The sequence below is a fragment of the Cobetia crustatorum genome (genome assembly GCF_000591415.1).
In the GTDB taxonomy this organism is placed as follows: Bacteria; Pseudomonadota; Gammaproteobacteria; order Pseudomonadales; family Halomonadaceae; genus Cobetia; species Cobetia crustatorum.
Genome location: NZ_JEMF01000074.1, coordinates 14866 through 31820, shown reverse-complemented (window position 1 = coordinate 31820; position 16955 = coordinate 14866). Strand labels below are relative to the sequence as shown.

Here is a 16955-nt window from a genome sequence, read left to right as displayed (position 1 = left end):
GGCTATTAGAACAGCATGCATCGGTGTTTTCATTGCTTGCCGCCATATTGGCCACTCCGCCTGTGCTGATCCTGCCTGTTGTTTCCTACTGCCACTATCGGATACGCCCATGCCGCACGATGCCACTGCCTCGCCTTCTGATGCTTCTGCCATGCCTCCGTTCGCTGCTGATAGCGATACGAACGAAGAGACCACAACGACGACCGCAGAGAGAGAGCAGGTGCGCATGCAGCAGCTGTTGGTCGATCAGCGTGCAGCCTTTGCTATTACTCCCATGCCGAGCGCTGAAGTACGTCGTAGCTGGTTAGCTGCACTGCGTGACGCGCTCAAGCACCATGAAGCCGCACTGATTGCGGCTATCAGCGCTGACTTTGGCCACCGCAGCGCCCATGAGACACGCTTGGCAGAAATGGTGCCCAGCTTCGAAGGCATTCGCCATGCGCGTAGTCATCTCAAGGGGTGGATGAAGCCGTCAAAACGCCATGTCAGCGCAGCCTTCCAGCCAGCCAGTGCTCGAGTGGTGTATCAGCCGCTCGGCGTGGTCGGCATCATCGTGCCGTGGAATTACCCGCTATATCTGGCGCTGGGACCGCTGATTACCGCGCTGAGCGCTGGTAACCGCGTCATGATCAAGATGAGTGAGTTCACACTGGCCACGGCAGCTGCATTGCGCACCATGCTGGCGGACGCCTTTGATGAGATTCAGGTCGCAGTGGTGACCGGTGAGGCCGACGTTGCAGCAGCCTTCTCGGCGCTGCCTTTCGATCACTTGCTGTTCACGGGGAGTACGGCAGTGGGCAAGCATGTGATGCGCGCCGCTGCCGAGAATCTCACGCCGGTGACGCTGGAGTTGGGCGGCAAGTCACCAGTCATCATGTCGCGCGAGCTGATGGCGGATGAAACACAGCGTCGAGAGGCGGCATCACGGCTGCCTTCGGCAAGGGTATGAATGCGGGCCAGACCTGTGTCGCACCGGATTACGTGCTGTGCGCCGACGACCAGGTTGACGATCTGGTGCATGCCCTGGGCGATAGCTTCAAGCGCTTCTATCCGCACTTTGCCGAGACGGCGGATTACTCGTGCATTATCAATCAGCGTCAATACGACCGTCTGTGCGAGGCGCTCAATGATGCGCTCGCGAAAGGTGCGACGGTCATACCACTGGTCGCAGGGCCAGGCTGGGATGATCCTGCGTTGGTCGAAAAGCGCCTGATGCCGCCTATGGCGCTGCTCAATGTTACGGATGATATGCGGGTGATGCAGGACGAGATCTTCGGGCCTCTACTGCCTATCGTCGGCCTGCCCGCGATCGAGAATGCCTCGGCAGAAGCGATGAAGAGCAAGTTGCTCGAGGGGTCAGCAGACGAGTTGGCTGCTGCCATGGCCTACGTGAATGCACGCCCCCGGCCGCTGGCGCTCTATTACTTCGGTTACGACAAGGCCCAGCAGCAGCGCGTCACCGAAGGTACTCATGCGGGGGGCATGTGCCTGAATGACACCTTGCTGCATGTCGCGCAGGATGACATGCCATTTGGTGGCATCGGGCCGTCAGGCATGGGCCATTATCATGGGAAGGAAGGCTTCCTGACACTGAGCAAGGCCAAGGGTGTCTTTGCCAAGGGGCGGCTGAATGGAGCGAAGCTGATGTACCCCCCTTATGCCGATGGTGTGGCGGGGCGCGCCATTCATGGCCTGATTCGTCGCCTGCTGATGCGCTAGACCAGTGCATTGTGTTCGGCGAGAGAGGGGCGCGCCCGTTGAGATATCAGCGATGCAGGTCGCCGGCACTCTCGGGCTGATAGAGCAGGGCATCAATGCGCACTTGACGCTGACTACCATCCGGCAGGGACCATTCGATATGGCTACCTACCTTGAGGCCCAGTAGAGCAGCACCGAGCGGCGCCAACACCGACAGACCATTTTCTTGATCCGCTAGTGCATGCGGGTAAACCAGCGTGCGTACCAGCGTCTGCTGGCGGGTCAGGTCGGTGAATTCCACACGACTGTTCATGCTGACAACATCGGCCGGCACTTCATGTGGTTCGACGATCTCGCCGCGCTCCAGCTCGTCTTCCAGCTGCTCCGCCACATGGCGATCGGCGTCCGTGGCCCGATCAATCAGGCGCTGGAGGCGATCGGCGTCAAGGCGGTTGATGATGATACCGGGAAGTGTAGCCATGAGACCTCCTGTCAGTGATGGCACCCAATGGCTTGTTTCAGCGCAATGATGGATACCAAAAAAATAGTCCTCCACCCGCGAGGGGTGAAGGACTGTGTGCAGAAGCCATCATATAAACTTCAGTCATCGCTGGATAGTGCTGGAGCGTATTATGTTCAGGCACTGGAGCTGACGAATAGCCAGTCGGTAATCTCGTCATGATTGAGCACGATCAGCTGCTGGGCACGCGGCGATTCGTCCAGATAATCTGGATTGATGCCCAGCTCGCGCAGTACGTACTGTACTAGCGCGCCCCGGGTCGGGAGGTGTAACTCGCCATCCACCATGCCGTGATCCTGTTCGATCAGCCCGCGCTCATCCGGTGATAGCCGCGGGTCTGCGCCGAGACGCAAGGTGACGCGTGTTTCCCAGCCATTATCGAACTTGCGCTGGCCGCCATCGAGTGTTTCACCGAATAGCTCCGGCACTGCGCGGAATCGAGACAGCACAAAGTCGCGGAAAGCCCGGTGTTTTTCACAGAAAGCACGCACATGCCAACGGCCTGCTGCATAGACCAGTGTGTGTGGGCACAGAATACGCTCCTCACCTTGCGGCGAGTTGAGCGAGGCATAGGTCACTTCGAGACGTGCGCCCTGGCTGGCAGCCTCGATCAGTGTTCTCACCACCGGCGGGCTTGCACTGCGAGATGGTAATCGAAGTGCTTCAGTATTCGCCTGCCCCAGGCCAAGTCCCGTGAAGTGCGGGTTTAGATTGTCATGGTTCCCCAGCAGCTGAAGATACTCATCAACCTCTCCTCGAGTCAGCTTGGGATGGAAATTCGCCGAGGGACGATAGCCCTTGATAACGGGGTCGTACTCGAGATTATGCTCGGCAATGGTTTCGCGGTAGGTTTTCATGACGCGCGATGCCTGTTGCCGAGCAATGCCAAATGCATTGCCAAGGTGACGTGATGTGACGCGACCTTCCCATAGGGCAATGATCTCGATCAGACGGTAACGGGCAAGCGTATCCCACGGCAGGGTTTCCAAGCGTTCCTTGATGCTCATTGCTGAATCCTTTCATACGGGTCTTCTGGGGCATGCTTATGCCGCATTGCATGAGAATTGCCCTGCAATGTTGATATATGGCTAGCGCCCACGATGATCGGGAAGATGACCCGGCTCCGGGTTTCTTGTAACGGGTGAAGTTCTGCTGACTGCTGGACATTCATGAAAAAGCTCCGGCAGAAGATACCTGTTCAGGTGCGCTGACCCTAGTCGGTGCCAAGTGGTGTCTCATTATTGCGTCGTCAGAACGCGACGCAGAGTCCAGTAGTGAAGATTTTATCGTTCTATCCGATAAAAAAAATGCGCAGATTTATTTTTATGTGAAATTTTGTTGTTGCCGAAGATCCATCGATTTTTTGGCGATCAATAATCACAGTCGCTAAATTCGCAACACCGTAAGACTTATATACGCTCTATTTAAGAGGTTAGAGCGGGGTAGGCCAAGCAAAAGACTGAGATGCTGCTGATTTGCCAGCCTTAATAGCGACGCACCTTGTGACATGACATGCTTGAGTGCCAGAAAAATAGTCCTATAGAAATGCAAAAGACCCGCCCGAAGGCAGGTCTTTTGCATTTCTATAGCCGGCCTCTGTCATGCTGACAGAGGCCGGGAGCGGGCCATTTACTTGGTGGCGCGCTTACGCTCATTTTCTTTGAGGTGCTTCTTGCGGATACGAATGTGTACTGGGGTCACTTCCACCAGCTCATCGGTATCCAGGAACTCGATAGCCTGTTCCAGGGTAAAGCGAATCGGCGGCGTCAGAACGATATTTTCGTCGTTACCGGTGGAGCGCATGTTATCCAGCTTCTTGGCTTTGGTCGGGTTGACGACCAAGTCATTGGCACGGTTGTTGATGCCTACCAGCATGCCTTCATAGACCTCGGTGCCGTGACCGAGAATCAGCTTGCCGCGTTCCTGCAGAGTGAACAGTGCGTAGGACAATGCCTTGCCTGTCACCATGGATACCATCACGCCGTTACGACGCTCGACAGCTGCGCCCAGTTTCAAGTCACCGTAGTGATCGAAGCGGCTGGTCAGGATGCCTGTACCGGAAGTCATGGTCAGGAACTGACCACGGAAGCCGATCAGACCGCGAGACGGAATGATGAAGTCAAGACGCACACGACCCTTGCCATCCGGGTTCATGTTGGTCATCTCACCCTTGCGGTAGCCAAGCTCTTCCATGATGGAGCCTTGATGCTGCTCTTCACAGTCGATGGTGACTTCTTCGTAAGGTTCCTGCTTCTGGCCATCGACTTCCTTGATGATGACTTCCGGACGGCCTACGGCCAGCTCGAAGCCTTCACGACGCATGGACTCGATCAGTACGGAGAGGTGAAGCTCACCACGACCGGATACCACGAACTTCTCGGGAGTCTCGCCTTCTTCAACACGCAGGGCGACGTTGTGAATCAATTCCTGCTCGAGACGCTCACGGATGTTACGGCTAGTGACGTACTTGCCATCCTGACCTGCGAACGGAGAGTCATTGACCTGGAAGGTCATGGAGACGGTCGGTTCGTCAACAGTCAGCGGCGGCAGAGCTTCGACAGTAGCGTTGTCGCAGATGGTGTCGGAGATCGCGAGGTTCTCGATACCAGTGATGCAGACGATATCGCCAGCAGTCGCCTTGTCGGTCTGCACACGATCCAGACCCATGTGCGTCATGACCTGGCCGATCTTGCCCTTGCGGACACCGCCTTCCTTGGTGATGACAGAGACCTGTTGCCCCGGGCTGACTGCGCCACGCTTGATGCGGCCCAGACCGATGACGCCAACATAGCTGTTGTAGTCCAGTGCGGAGATCTGCATCTGGAACGGTCCGTCCAGTTCAACCTTCGGCGGCTCGACGATATCGACGATAGCCTGGAACATCGGGTCCATGCTGTCTTGCAGGTCTTCCGGGTCCATACCCGCAATGCCGTTGAGGGCAGAGCAGTAGATGATCGGGAAGTCGAGCTGCTCGTCAGTTGCGCCGAGGTTGTCGAACAGATCGAAGATCTGGTCAACGACCCAGTCAGGACGTGAGCCCGGACGGTCGACCTTGTTGACGACGACGATCGGCTTCAGGCCCTGGGCAAATGCCTTCTGGGTCACGAAGCGTGTCTGCGGCATCGGGCCATCAACGGCATCGACCAGCAGCAACACGGAGTCAACCATGGACATCACGCGCTCGACTTCGCCACCGAAGTCAGCGTGCCCAGGGGTATCCACGATGTTGATGTGATAGTCGTTCCACTGGATCGCGGTATTCTTCGCCAGGATGGTGATGCCGCGTTCTTTTTCCTGGTCGTTGGAATCCATGATGCGTTCCTGACCCTCGGCCTTGCGGTCCAGGGTGCCAGACTGACTCAGGAGCTTGTCGACCAATGTAGTCTTACCATGGTCAACGTGGGCGATGATGGCTATGTTGCGAAGTTTCTCGATCACGACGGGAACCTGTGCTGAAAATGGGCGCTCGCGTACCGGGCGCTTGTGATTTGGGGCGCATTATAGGGGGCATGGCATGCCTCCTGCCAGCATCCCGCATTCGCGAGCCCTACTTGTAGACGTCATGAAATGGCTTGAAACGGCCAAATGGTTGTCTCTCAAGTCTTTTCCCTTCTTTTATTCAAGATGAAAAAAACTTGTGAAAGAACAGAAAAACGGCAGGAAAGCGAAGAAGTGTCAGTAAAACGTCGCGTTATTGACCAGATCAAAAGGAATGTTCATTTATGGATAACGACGCAATGCACCAAAATGGACCAGAGATCCTTTTTTATGCACTAAAATAGTCAGTGGCGGGCATCAGAAAGGATTTTTTGCACCTTCTAGGGTCAAATCATATCGAGATAAGCGTTTCTTTGCGTTCTCTGTATATGTTTTTCTTCATTATTTTCATTGGCTTATATGGTTGTTGCATTGTTGTTGCGCCATTCTGGCACGCTCGCTGCATTGTTAGGGCATCCTGTCTGATGACTGGCATCAAAACGCTGGTCATGAGAGAAAAGAGATACAAACGACAGACAACGCTGACACCAACTGTAAACCGAGCCGCCGGCTCCATCGGAGAATTACCATGGCTGAGAAGACACTTGCCCTGATTGAAGAACACGAAGTCAAGTGGGTTGATCTGCGCTTCACCGACACCAAAGGCAAGGAGCATCACGTCTCCGTCCCGGCGCGCACAGTTGACGACGAATTCTTTGAAAATGGTCAGATGTTCGATGGTTCTTCCATTGAAGGTTGGAAGGGCATCAACGAATCCGACATGATCTTGATGCCGGACGATGGCACGGCCTTCCTCGACCCGTTCACCGAAGACACCACCCTTGTGCTGCGTTGTGATGTCATCGAGCCGGCCACCATGCAGGGTTATGAGCGTGATCCGCGTTCTGTCGCCAAGCGCGCTGAAGAATTCCTCAAGTCTACCGGCCTGGGCGACACCGCCTTCTTTGGCCCGGAGCCGGAATTCTTCATCTTTGATGAAGTGCACTGGAAGAACGAGATGAACGGTTCCATGTTCAAGATCTCTTCCGATGAAGGTGCATGGGCGACTGATTCCACTCCGGAAGGTGGCAACCTTGGCCACCGTCCGCGTCTGAAAGGCGGTTATTTCCCGGTGCCGCCGGTCGACAGCTTCCACGATATCCGTGCTGCGATGTGCAACACGCTGGAAGCCATCGGCCAGGAAGTTGAAGTTCACCACCACGAAGTGGCGAACGCAGGTCAGAACGAAATCGGCGTCAAGTTCAACACCTTGGTGAAGAAGGCCGACGAAGTTCAGGAATTGAAGTACGTGGTTCACAACGTGGCGCACGCTTACGGCAAGACCGCGACCTTCATGCCCAAGCCGCTGGTCGGTGACAACGGTTCCGGTATGCACGTGCACCAGTCTTTCTGGAAAGGTGGCGAGAACCAGTTCGCCGGTGAAGAATATGCTGGCCTGTCTGAAATGGCGCTCTACTACATCGGCGGCATCATCAAGCACGCCCGTGCACTGAACGCCTTCACCAACGCGTCCACCAACTCCTACAAGCGTCTGGTGCCGGGCTTCGAAGCGCCGGTCATGCTGGCTTATTCTGCTCGTAACCGCTCTGCTTCCATCCGTATCCCGTACACTGCTAGCCCGAAAGGCAAGCGCGTCGAGGCACGCTTCCCTGATCCGACAGCCAACCCGTACCTGGCGTTCTCTGCGATGCTGATGGCTGGTATCGACGGTATCAAGAACAAGATTCACCCGGGCGATGCGATGGACAAGAACCTCTACGATCTGCCGGCTGAAGAAGCCAAGTCCATCCCGACCGTGGCCGAGAGCCTCGAACAGGCGATGGAAGCACTGGATGGCGATCGTGAGTTCCTGACCCAGGGTGGCGTGTTCACCGACGACATGATCGATGCCTATATCGAACTGAAAGGCGAAGACGTTCTGCGCTTGCGCATGGCGACTCACCCGCTCGAGTTCGACATGTACTACAGCGTCTAATCACGCTTCATGTGATGACGCCGTCTTTCTTGTCGTGCCCGCCGTGAATGGCAGGGCGTCGCGTAGAAGACCACAGCAGGGCCATGCCGAGAGGTATGGCCCTGTTTTATTGTGTCTTTGTTTTTATGTCCATGTTGTATGACGTCGTCTGAAGGATTGAGCTCAAGGAGCGTTCAGACGATGGTCCTGCATGGCTGGCGATGTGATGAAAGGGTTTTCTCAGGGAATCCAATGCTGGCGTCAACGCGATAAGCTTTGTAACTTGGCAGCCAGGACAGCTTGTTTACCTAACCAATCCGCAGGAGCCGCTCGCGGCTTCTGGCCTCCCATGACTCTCTCAGGAATCTTCGGATGTGGCCCTTCGTATCCTCTTTGTACGTCGCCAGTACTGCGACTGAACACACAGCACTGTCTGGCGCATCAGCGCGTACCGGATGGGTGGGCGGCCTGTTGCTGGCATTGATGCTGGTGCTGTCGAGCGTATCTCTTGAGCTTCAGGCGGCGCAGATCTACCGTCACGTGGATGCCAATGGCAACGTGGTGTTCAGTGACCAGCCAGCCGGAGGCAGCAAGGTGAAGTTGACACCGTTGAGCGTAGTGCCCTCGACGGAGTCTTCGTCAGTGCCGCGCTCGCCGGTGCGCGTCGCGCCATCCGCTTCTTCCGAGTCGTCTTCGCGCACTCGCTCAGCCCCTGCGGTGGACGTGCGATTCCGAGGCTATACCCGCTTCACCATCCAGAGCCCGGCCAATGAGGAGACATTGCCGACAGGACGAGCCGGTAACCTGGCGGTGCGTCTCGGGATAGAGCCGCAGCTGCGTCCCGAAGACAAGGTGCGTGTAACCGTCGATGGCGCACCGTCGCAATCCGCGATGAACAGCAGCGTTTTCATGGTGCCAGCGCTGGCACGGGGTAAGCATGTCATTCAGGCTGAACTGTTGGATGCGTCAGGTCGCGTGCGTCAGACCAGCGAGCCACGTGTCATCTATGTGCAGCGTGCCAGCGTCAATCTGCCCCGCAATCCTAACAATCCCGCCAATGGTGGTGGGAGCTGATCGCGATGTGCGTGAGCGCTCATGGATATCAACAGGCCGCCTTCGGGCGGCTTCTTTGTTTCTACAATCTCGTATTTCTGGCGCTCTCCACGCTGATGCAGATGCGTCCACCAGCGTGAAGAACATGGCAGCACGCATCACCAATGCACCATAATGATGCAATGAACGGAGTGCGATATGGCCTGCACAGCATCGGATGCCACGCACACGTCACCTGCACCAGACTGGCGCGGTTATTGCAGAACAGGGAGACGTACCGCGAATGGCGAACAAACTCATGCACCAACGATTGCTCGAACACCTCAATACTGCCGTGGTGGTGCTGGATGCACAGCTGCGAGTGGTATGGATGAATCCGGCGGCAGAGACACTGTTGGCGGTTAGTCTGGTGCGTGTAAAAGGCCACACGCCAGAGCATCTGACCGGCATGGATGCCGAGCCCATCAAGGTCTTGCGCAAGGCGCTTGATGAGCAGCACCCCTACACCCAGCGTGAAGCCGAAATCGTCAACGTGGCCAGTGAGGTACTGACGGTCGACTTCACAGCGACCCCGATCAGCCGCGATGAGCTGCTGGTAGAGATAGAGCCGCGAGATCGCCTGATGCAGATTTCGCGCGAAGAGGCACTGATTGCGCGGCAGGAAGCCGTCAAGGTGCTGACGCGCGGGCTGGCCCATGAGGTCAAGAATCCGCTGGGGGGCATTCGTGGCGCTGCTCAGCTGCTGGAGCGCGATCTGCCTGAGCCCCAGATGGTGGAGTTCACGCGGATCATCATCGAGGAGGTCGATCGTCTACGTGACCTCGTTGATCGCATGCTGGGTCCGAATCGTCCTCCCTTGCAGGTGCCCGTCAATATCCATGCTGTCACTGAGCGAGTGCGTTCGCTGCTGCTGGCCGAGGGCGACAGCATCACCATGGTGGCGGATTACGATCCGAGTCTGCCCGAAGTTATCGGTGACGAGGGACAGCTGATTCAAGCTGTGCTCAATATCACACGCAATGCGACCCAGGCACTCAATGAGCAGCCGCAGGGTGAGGATCAGACCGAAGGGGAAGCTCCGCATTACGAGATCACGCTGCGCACCCGCGCGCGACGTCAGTTCACCTTGGGTCATGAGCGCCACCGGCTGGTCTGTGAGCTGGCGATCATCGATAACGGCCCGGGCATCCCCGAGACGCTGCGCGAGACGCTGTTCTATCCGATGGTCTCCGGGCGTGCCGAAGGGTCAGGTCTTGGGTTATCGATAGCCCAAGGCATCCTGCACCAGCACCAGGGGTTGATCGAGTGTGACTCGCGCCCCGGCCATACCGAATTCCGCCTACTTATTCCGCTTGACGGCACTTCTGGAGATCACACATGAGCGAGACTGCCCGCGTCTGTATTGTTGATGACGACCGCGCCATCCGCTGGGTGCTGGAGCGCGCTTTGGCCCACCCCGACCTGGAAGTGGAGTGCTTTGAGCGTGCTGATCTGGCGCAAGCCAGCATCATGCGTCAGTGTCCTGATGTATTGGTGACCGATATCCGCATGCCGGGTATCGATGGCCTTGATCTGATGGCGCGCGTACGTGAGCAGTACCCCGATCTGCCGGTGATCGTGATGACGGCACACTCCGACCTCGATAGTGCCGTGGCGTCCTACCAGGGCGGCGCTTTTGAATACCTGCCCAAACCCTTCGATGTGGATGAGGCGTTGGCATTGGTGCGTCGCGCAGTGGCGCACTCACGTGAATCCAAGGCACCTGTCGCCGTACCGGAAGGCCTCACCAAGGAGATCATTGGTGAAGCGCCAGCCATGCAGGAGGTGTTCCGCGCCATTGGCCGCCTGTCTCAGTCGCATATCACCGTGTTGATCAATGGTGAATCCGGTACCGGTAAAGAACGTGTCGCCCAAGCGCTGCATCAGCACTCACCGCGCGCTGCCAAGCCTTTTATCGCGCTCAATATGGCGGCGATTCCGAAAGACCTGATGGAATCCGAGCTGTTTGGTCACGAAAAGGGGTCTTTCACCGGGGCCACGGCACTCCGGCGTGGGCGCTTCGAGCAGGCTGATGGCGGCACACTGTTTCTCGATGAGATTGGCGACATGCCCGCCGAGACCCAGACACGTCTGCTGCGTGTGCTGGCCGATGGTGAGTTCTATCGTGTGGGCGGTGTCACGCCGGTCAAGGTTGACGTGCGTATCATCGCCGCGACGCACCAGCATCTGGAGCGGCTGGTGGAAGATGGTCGCTTCCGTGAAGATCTCTTTCACCGCCTGAATGTCATTCGCGTGCATCTGCCGCGCTTGTCGGAGCGGCGTGAGGATATTCCACGCCTGATGAGCCACTTTCTCGGTGAAGCCGGACGTGAACTCTCGACGGAGCCCAAGATATTGACTGAGGCGGCCGAGAAGCACCTCACACGCTTCGATTGGCCCGGCAACGTGCGTCAGCTCGAGAACACCTGTCGCTGGCTGACAGTGATGGCCTCTGGGCGTGAGGTGATGGTGGAAGATTTGCCGCCGGAGCTGCGTGACGCCAGCGGCACCGAGGCCGCGTCGGGCGATTGGCGGGGGGCCTTCCGTGAGTGGGCGGACCGTGCCCTGGCGGCTGGCCATACCCATCTGCTGGAAGAGGCCGTGCCGGACTTTGAGCGCATCTTGATCGAGACGGCGCTCAAGCACACCGGCGGACGCAAGGGCGAAGCCGCAGAATTGCTGGGCTGGGGGCGCAACACATTGACGCGCAAGCTCAAGGTGCTGTTGCCTGCACTGGCGGAAGACTGACAGTGTCAGGCGCGCGCCATTGTCGTGCATTGCTCCCGCCTTGGTCATGATTGGCTGAGGCGGGATGAGGGAGAAGCTGGAGAGCGAGAGGACAGGGTGCCACAATCCCCTGTTCTCTTTTTTTGTGCGCGTGTTTGCCCTCTGTCGTCTGCTTTCGCTGTCTTGTATGGACGATCGCCAAGGAGTCTTTTGATGTCATCAATGAGCTGGGAACGCTTGCTGGAGCCGAGCCGTCTACACGATGCGCCAGGTGCTGCGCCACGTGAAATGGGGCGTACACCATTCCACAAGGATCACGATCGTATCGTATTCGCTGGCTCGTTCCGTCGGCTGGGCCGCAAGACCCAGGTACATCCGCTGACCGATAATGATCATATCCATACCCGCCTGACTCACTCGCTGGAAGTCGGCTGTGTCGGGCGCTCGCTGGGCATGATGGTCGGTGAGAAGCTGCGTGATCGGCTACCTGAATGGATCACGCCCGCGGATCTTGGTGTCATCGTGCAGACCGGTTGCCTGGGGCATGACATCGGCAATCCGCCCTTCGGTCATGCGGGCGAATATGCCATTCGTGACTGGTTTGCCGCCGAGGCTGCCAGTGATCATGGTCGCCTCGACGGACTCAGCGAGACCGAGCGCGCTGATTTGCTTACCTATGAAGGCAACGCTCAGGCTTCCGGATCGTCACCCAAATTGAGTACAACCAGTTTCACGGTGGCATGCGCCTGACGGCAGCCACATTGGGTACGCTGCTCAAGTATCCGTGGACGGTGGAACATGCCACTGCTGGCGGCAAGTTCGGTTGCTACCAGAGCGAGCGTAAGTTGCTGGAAGGGGTTGCTGAGCGCTGCGGCCTAATACAGCGTGCCGACGGCCGATGGTGTCGCCACCCGTTGGCATGGCTGGTCGAGGCCGCAGATGATATCTGCTACGCACTGCTGGATCTGGAAGACGGCCTCGAGATGGGCATTCTCCAGTTTGCAGAGGTGTTCGACATCCTCACGGGTATCAGTGGCGGTGAGCCGCGCGAGTATGCCGAGATGGAAGCCAGAGGCACCTCTCAGCGGCGCAAGGTGGCCGCATTACGTGGTGCCGCGATGGAGCGTGCCGTGAAGGATGTCGCTGAGGTCTTTGTACTGCATGAGCATGCACTGCTCGCAGGCACACTCGCTGAAGACCTGCTGGACCTCTGTCATCCTGATCTTGGCTGGGGCGTGCGCGAAGCCAAGAATCTGGCGCGCCAGAAGATTTTCCGCAACGAGCGTAAGGCCAAGCTGGAAATCGGTGCCTATACCACGCTGGGTATTCTGCTCGAGGCCTTTATTGGTGCGGCGCATGAGCTGCATACCACCGGGCGTTCCAGCTTCAAGCATGAGCGGGTACTGGCGCTGATCGGGGAAAATACGCCCACTCGTGACTGGGATCTCTATCGCAGCTATCGGCGCATGCTCGATTTCATCGGTGGCATGACGGATCACTTTGCCGTTGATCTCGCGCAGGAGATGGGAGGACGCCTGCGGAGTGAGTAAAACATACGCTTGGGATTTGGTGGCATCGTGATGTAGCAGCGACGCGATGCCCGTAAAAATTATGCTAACAGTAGCTTGAATTAACTTTACGGAAACTATCAAAGTGTTGTACTAGGATTGTACGGAGGTGGCGCAAGGCTGCTCTCCGACAATCCATGATTAAACGATGGTCATGTCGTACATCCTCGCGGCTGTAGTACAGAAGGAAGTGGATGAGGAACCGATGCGCTGGAATCGTTTGTTCTGGGCCTTTGCGCTGTCCTTCATGCCAATCGTACTGATGTTTGTCGGTGGGCTGGATACCCTGCAGACTGCCTCGATCATCGGTGGTGTTCCGCTGCTACTTGTCGCCGTACTGCTGTGTATCTCCATCGTGCGTGCGGCGCATTATGACCTACGTTATCAGCCGGATTACTCGGTGAAAGAGATCAATATCGAGGAATTCCCAGCAGATGACCCCTGGAGCGAGGATGGTAGCTGGGAGTTGCCGGAAAGCGATATCCCTGCTGCCGGTAAGCCGACTGCAGATGGCCCGAAGGATCATATTGAAGGAGACCCGCATAGCCGCCTTTCACGACTGTGATCTCAGTGACAAGGTATTGAAAGCCACCCCAATGAACTGCACCCCGAAGGTTGGATGGGTATCCAACTTTCGGGGTGCAGTTCATTGGCATCGAGGGCTTTTTTCTATCAAGACGAAGCTGTCTCAGGCGCTGTCCTGGTTGCTAGATGTTTGCGAGACGCTCGGCCTGCACGCGATCGAGAATTGCCTCATTGATGCGTTGCTTGAGCGGCTCATCTAGCTTCGGGCAGCCAGCTTCTGGCGCCATGCAATGAGTGTTCAGCCACTCGGCCAGCCCCTCACCATTGACGACATCAGGGTCGCCCTTGCGCTGTTCACCTTGCGGGATGATCTGCCAACCGGGCAGTGCCAGCACACCATGTACCGGAACCTCGACCCCACACTCGCGCTTTAGCCAAGCGGCTGTCCAATCGCGGGCGATACGGGTCTCGCGTAGCGGCTTGCGCTCGCGGCTACCCGGGAAGTACAGGCGGCCATCCTTCAGCTTGACCTCATTCTTTATCGCACCCAAGGCATCCAGTGGCCGTGAGCGGGCTTTGGTGCGGATAGCGTAAGCGCCGGCCGGTGTCACCACTAGATGATCAATATGGAAGCCATCGGCGGGTACATCGTGATAGACCACACTGGTGAGCTGTTCCGGACGTATCAGCTGGTCCAGTTCCTGTCCGATGGAAAGCTCGCAGGCCAAACCTAGCTTGAGCTTGCGGATACGCTGGAAGTGACGCGTCAGGCGCAGGGCAAAGATCAGCACGAACAGTGCGCAGGCTAGTCCGTAGCCTGACCACTCCAGCCAGTTCTGTTGCTCGCCGAACACCATGCGCCCCATGCCATAGACTAGCGGGCTGAGCGTGATCAGTGGCCCCAGCGCGCCATCGAGGAATAGCGCCTGGAAGGCATCATCCAGGCGGTCGCGCAGGCTCTGGCCTGGTTCACGCAGCTGGCGGCGGGTGAGCGGTGACTGGATACGCCGTTCATGCAGGCCGCGCATGCCCAGCACCACCAGCGCGATGGCGCCCAGTGGTGTCAGGAAGAAGACGGGGAGCAAATATTCCAGCCATTGCATGGTGTTGTCCTATCTAGCAAGAAGAGAGCGGGTAATGCAGGGAGAGGGACGGCTCAATGCCCCAGTGCGCGTGGCAATGGCACGAGGGGAATCTCGACCTCGCGCTCTGACGTGCTGTCGGCACCCAGTACCGGGACTGCCGTGTCGTTGATCCAGTAAAGCTGCCCCTCACTGCGTACATCTGCCTGCAATGCATAGCGGTGCCCTTCCTCGATGGCATTGCGATCGTACTGCAGGCTGACCGGGAAAGGCCCCTGACGCAGGCCACCATAGCGCGTGCTGGCAATCAGGCCGGCGGGTGCGTCTGCTTTGGAGACATCCACCAGTCGCACTTCAAGCTGGGCATCGGCTGGTGCGCTGAAGGTTTTCTGCGGCACCACACGTGCTTCCAGCTGCGTGAAGTCCGGGCCTGTCATGCAGCCACTCAGACCCAATACTCCGACCAGCAGCGCCGTGAGGGTGACCGCACGCGCCGAGATAATGCTGATGGCGCGAGTTGGTGCGGTATTACGGACCGAGCGTGAAAGACGTTGTGTGTCTGAATGCGGCATGTAAATCCCTTTTGAGTCTCGTGAGAAAGATGGCGTGTGCAGCTCAGCCGCCGGCTAACTTGACGGTATAGCCCAGTCGCGTGAGTTCGGTCTTGAGCGTATCGCGATGATCGCCTTGAATCTCCACGATGCCGTCCTTGAGGCTACCGCCGGTACCGCATCGTTGCTTGAGAGTCTTGGCGAGGGACTTGAGTTCCTTCTCTGCGAGCGGAATTCCCGTCACGGTGGTGACACCCTTGCCCTTGCGGCCGCTGGTTTCACGGCGAATACGCACTACACCATCGAGATTCTCCAGCCGTTCACGCTCGGCTAGGTCAGCACACTCGCACTCTGCCTCGGCGCGCCGGCATTCAGGGCAGGTTGCGCCATGTTCGGTGGAATAGACAAGCCCGGATAGCTGGTCCTTGAGCGAGGCCATGATGACTCCTGATGTAACGACAATTAAGAGAGTAGCCCGCGGCGTATATGCCATATGGCGTCAAGACAAGGATACCTGCGCGCGTGCGAGGCAGCGAGTGTCTGACCTCGTGTGATCGTAACCACTCAGACATTCGAGGATAAAAAAAGGCGACCCATTCGGGCCGCCTTTTCAGTGCTTCATGTGTATCAGTGTTGCATCTGCGGGTGCTGGAAGATCAGTTGATCTTCGGGTCCAGCTCGCCACGACCGTAACGCTCGAACATCTGCTCGAGGTTCATCGGCTTGATCTTGCTGCCGTGTCCGGCGGCACCGAAGGCTTCATAGCGTGCGATACAGATATCGCGCATCGCCTTCACTGACGCACTCAGATACTTGCGCGGGTCAAATTCAGACGGGTTCTGCGCCATGAAGCGACGGATGGAACCGGTAGAGGCCAGACGCAGATCGGTATCGACGTTGATCTTGCGCACGCCGTGCTTGATGCCTTCGACAATCTCGTCGACCGGCACGCCGTAGGTTTCCGGAATCTTGCCGCCGTATTCGTTGATGATTTCCAGCCAGTCCTGCGGCACAGAGGAAGAACCGTGCATGACCAGGTGTGTCTCCGGGATGCGGGCGTGAATTTCCTTGATGCGCTGGATGGACAGGGTGTCACCTGTCGGCGGCTTGGTGAACTTGTAGGCGCCGTGAGAAGTCCCGATAGCGATCGCCAGTGCATCGACGTGAGTCTTCTTGACGAAGTCGGCAGCTTCTTCCGGGTCGGTCAGCATCTGGTCGTGATCCAGGACGCCTTCCGCACCAACGCCATCTTCTTCACCGGCCATACCGGTTTCCAGCGAGCCGAGGCAACCCAGTTCGCCTTCGACGGACACGCCACAGGCGTGAGCCATCTCGACGGTACGACGGGTCACTTCGACGTTATATTCGTAGCTGGTCGGGGTCTTGCCATCTTCGCCCAGCGAGCCGTCCATCATCACTGAACTGAAGCCCAGCTGGATGGAGCGCTGACAGATCGCGGGTGAGGTGCCGTGATCCTGGTGCATGACGACCGGGATATGCGGGAATTCCTCGATGGCAGCCAGGATCAGGTGGCGAAGGAACGGCGCGCCAGCGTATTTGCGTGCACCTGCGGAGGCTTGAACGATCACCGGAGAATCGGTGTGATCGGCAGCTTCCATGATGGCGCGCATCTGCTCGAGGTTGTTGACGTTGAACGCCGGAATGCCGTATCCGTACTCGGCTGCGTGGTCCAACATCTGGCGCATGCTGATCAATGCCATGACATCACCTGTCTTCTTG

The 16955-nt window shown here is 57.7% G+C and carries 14 protein-coding genes and 1 pseudogene; 8 read left to right on the top strand and 7 right to left on the bottom strand.

The window, feature by feature from the left end:
- The first annotated feature begins 109 nt into the window (after positions 1–109).
- Together BF12_RS20280 and BF12_RS23225 are read left to right on the top strand one after the other, a co-directional pair.
- Positions 110–949 carry an aldehyde dehydrogenase family protein gene (locus BF12_RS20280; protein WP_282705512.1) on the top strand — a complete coding sequence of 280 codons (840 nt, stop codon included), beginning with the start codon at positions 110–112 and terminating at the stop codon, positions 947–949.
- Positions 946–1719, top strand: coding sequence for an aldehyde dehydrogenase family protein (locus BF12_RS23225; RefSeq protein ID WP_282705511.1), 774 nt, complete (start codon positions 946–948; stop codon positions 1717–1719). Before BF12_RS20280 ends, BF12_RS23225 begins: the two co-directional genes overlap by 4 nt.
- A 46-nt stretch (positions 1720–1765) precedes the next feature.
- On the opposite strand, the gene rnk is transcribed toward BF12_RS23225, so the two are convergent.
- The 3 genes from rnk to typA form a co-directional block, all read right to left on the bottom strand.
- On the bottom strand, positions 1766–2179 hold the full coding sequence (gene rnk / locus BF12_RS0114010) for a nucleoside diphosphate kinase regulator (protein WP_024952816.1): 414 nt from the start codon (positions 2177–2179) through the stop codon (positions 1766–1768).
- A 155-nt stretch (positions 2180–2334) separates the two neighbouring features.
- Positions 2335–3225, bottom strand: a complete 891-nt coding sequence (locus BF12_RS0114005) for a WYL domain-containing protein (RefSeq protein WP_024952815.1) — start codon at positions 3223–3225, stop codon at positions 2335–2337.
- A 622-nt stretch (positions 3226–3847) separates the two neighbouring features.
- Positions 3848–5656, bottom strand: a complete 1809-nt coding sequence (gene typA / locus BF12_RS0114000; protein WP_024952814.1) for a translational GTPase TypA — start codon at positions 5654–5656, stop codon at positions 3848–3850.
- A gap of 628 nt (positions 5657–6284) precedes the next feature.
- Here typA and glnA point away from each other — a divergent pair.
- The 6 genes and pseudogenes from glnA (at position 6285) to BF12_RS0113970 (ending at position 13622) form a co-directional block, all read left to right on the top strand.
- Positions 6285–7691: a glutamate--ammonia ligase gene (gene glnA, locus BF12_RS0113995; protein WP_024952813.1), complete on the top strand. Its 1407-nt coding sequence runs from the start codon at positions 6285–6287 to the stop codon at positions 7689–7691.
- Positions 7692–8042: 351 nt separating this feature from the next.
- Positions 8043–8744 carry a DUF4124 domain-containing protein gene (locus tag BF12_RS0113990; protein WP_024952812.1) on the top strand — a complete coding sequence of 234 codons (702 nt, stop codon included), beginning with the start codon at positions 8043–8045 and terminating at the stop codon, positions 8742–8744.
- Positions 8745–9021: 277 nt separating this feature from the next.
- A complete protein-coding gene (gene glnL, locus BF12_RS0113985) occupies positions 9022–10104 on the top strand; it encodes a nitrogen regulation protein NR(II) (protein ID WP_024952811.1) in 1083 nt (360 codons plus the stop codon).
- Positions 10101–11510: a nitrogen regulation protein NR(I) gene (gene glnG, locus BF12_RS0113980; RefSeq protein WP_024952810.1), complete on the top strand. Its 1410-nt coding sequence runs from the start codon at positions 10101–10103 to the stop codon at positions 11508–11510. The genes glnL and glnG overlap by 4 nt, the downstream gene beginning before the upstream one ends.
- A 192-nt stretch (positions 11511–11702) precedes the next feature.
- Positions 11703–13039, top strand: a pseudogene (locus BF12_RS20275) (deoxyguanosinetriphosphate triphosphohydrolase).
- 172 nt (positions 13040–13211) lie between these two features.
- On the top strand, positions 13212–13622 hold the full coding sequence (locus tag BF12_RS0113970) for a BCCT family transporter (protein ID WP_248623725.1): 411 nt from the start codon (positions 13212–13214) through the stop codon (positions 13620–13622).
- A 142-nt stretch (positions 13623–13764) separates the two neighbouring features.
- Here the strand turns inward: BF12_RS0113970 and BF12_RS0113965 are convergent, their stop codons facing one another.
- From BF12_RS0113965 to fba, 4 genes are all read right to left on the bottom strand, one after another.
- Entirely contained in the window at positions 13765–14685 is a 921-nt protein-coding gene (locus tag BF12_RS0113965; protein WP_024952808.1) for a nuclease-related domain-containing protein, read from the bottom strand.
- A gap of 53 nt (positions 14686–14738) precedes the next feature.
- Positions 14739–15236: a YbaY family lipoprotein gene (locus BF12_RS0113960; protein WP_024952807.1), complete on the bottom strand. Its 498-nt coding sequence runs from the start codon at positions 15234–15236 to the stop codon at positions 14739–14741.
- A gap of 43 nt (positions 15237–15279) precedes the next feature.
- Positions 15280–15654, bottom strand: a complete 375-nt coding sequence (locus BF12_RS0113955; RefSeq protein ID WP_024952806.1) for a translation initiation factor Sui1 — start codon at positions 15652–15654, stop codon at positions 15280–15282.
- Between the two features lie 217 nt (positions 15655–15871).
- Positions 15872–16936, bottom strand: coding sequence for a class II fructose-bisphosphate aldolase (gene fba, locus BF12_RS0113950; protein ID WP_024952805.1), 1065 nt, complete (start codon positions 16934–16936; stop codon positions 15872–15874).
- Between the last annotated feature and the right edge of the window lie 19 nt (positions 16937–16955).

Coding starts and splice junctions, on each gene's coding strand:
- BF12_RS20280 (WP_282705512.1), top strand. CDS start 110: ATGCCGCACGATGCCACTGCCTCGCCTTCTGATGCTTCTGCCATGCCT.
- BF12_RS23225 (WP_282705511.1), top strand. CDS start 946: ATGAATGCGGGCCAGACCTGTGTCGCACCGGATTACGTGCTGTGCGCC.
- rnk (WP_024952816.1), bottom strand. CDS start 2,179: ATGGCTACACTTCCCGGTATCATCATCAACCGCCTTGACGCCGATCGC.
- BF12_RS0114005 (WP_024952815.1), bottom strand. CDS start 3,225: ATGAGCATCAAGGAACGCTTGGAAACCCTGCCGTGGGATACGCTTGCC.
- glnA (WP_024952813.1), top strand. CDS start 6,285: ATGGCTGAGAAGACACTTGCCCTGATTGAAGAACACGAAGTCAAGTGG.
- BF12_RS0113990 (WP_024952812.1), top strand. CDS start 8,043: ATGTGGCCCTTCGTATCCTCTTTGTACGTCGCCAGTACTGCGACTGAA.
- glnL (WP_024952811.1), top strand. CDS start 9,022: ATGCACCAACGATTGCTCGAACACCTCAATACTGCCGTGGTGGTGCTG.
- glnG (WP_024952810.1), top strand. CDS start 10,101: ATGAGCGAGACTGCCCGCGTCTGTATTGTTGATGACGACCGCGCCATC.
- BF12_RS0113970 (WP_248623725.1), top strand. CDS start 13,212: ATGTCGTACATCCTCGCGGCTGTAGTACAGAAGGAAGTGGATGAGGAA.
- BF12_RS0113965 (WP_024952808.1), bottom strand. CDS start 14,685: ATGCAATGGCTGGAATATTTGCTCCCCGTCTTCTTCCTGACACCACTG.
- BF12_RS0113960 (WP_024952807.1), bottom strand. CDS start 15,236: ATGCCGCATTCAGACACACAACGTCTTTCACGCTCGGTCCGTAATACC.
- BF12_RS0113955 (WP_024952806.1), bottom strand. CDS start 15,654: ATGGCCTCGCTCAAGGACCAGCTATCCGGGCTTGTCTATTCCACCGAA.
- fba (WP_024952805.1), bottom strand. CDS start 16,936: ATGGCATTGATCAGCATGCGCCAGATGTTGGACCACGCAGCCGAGTAC.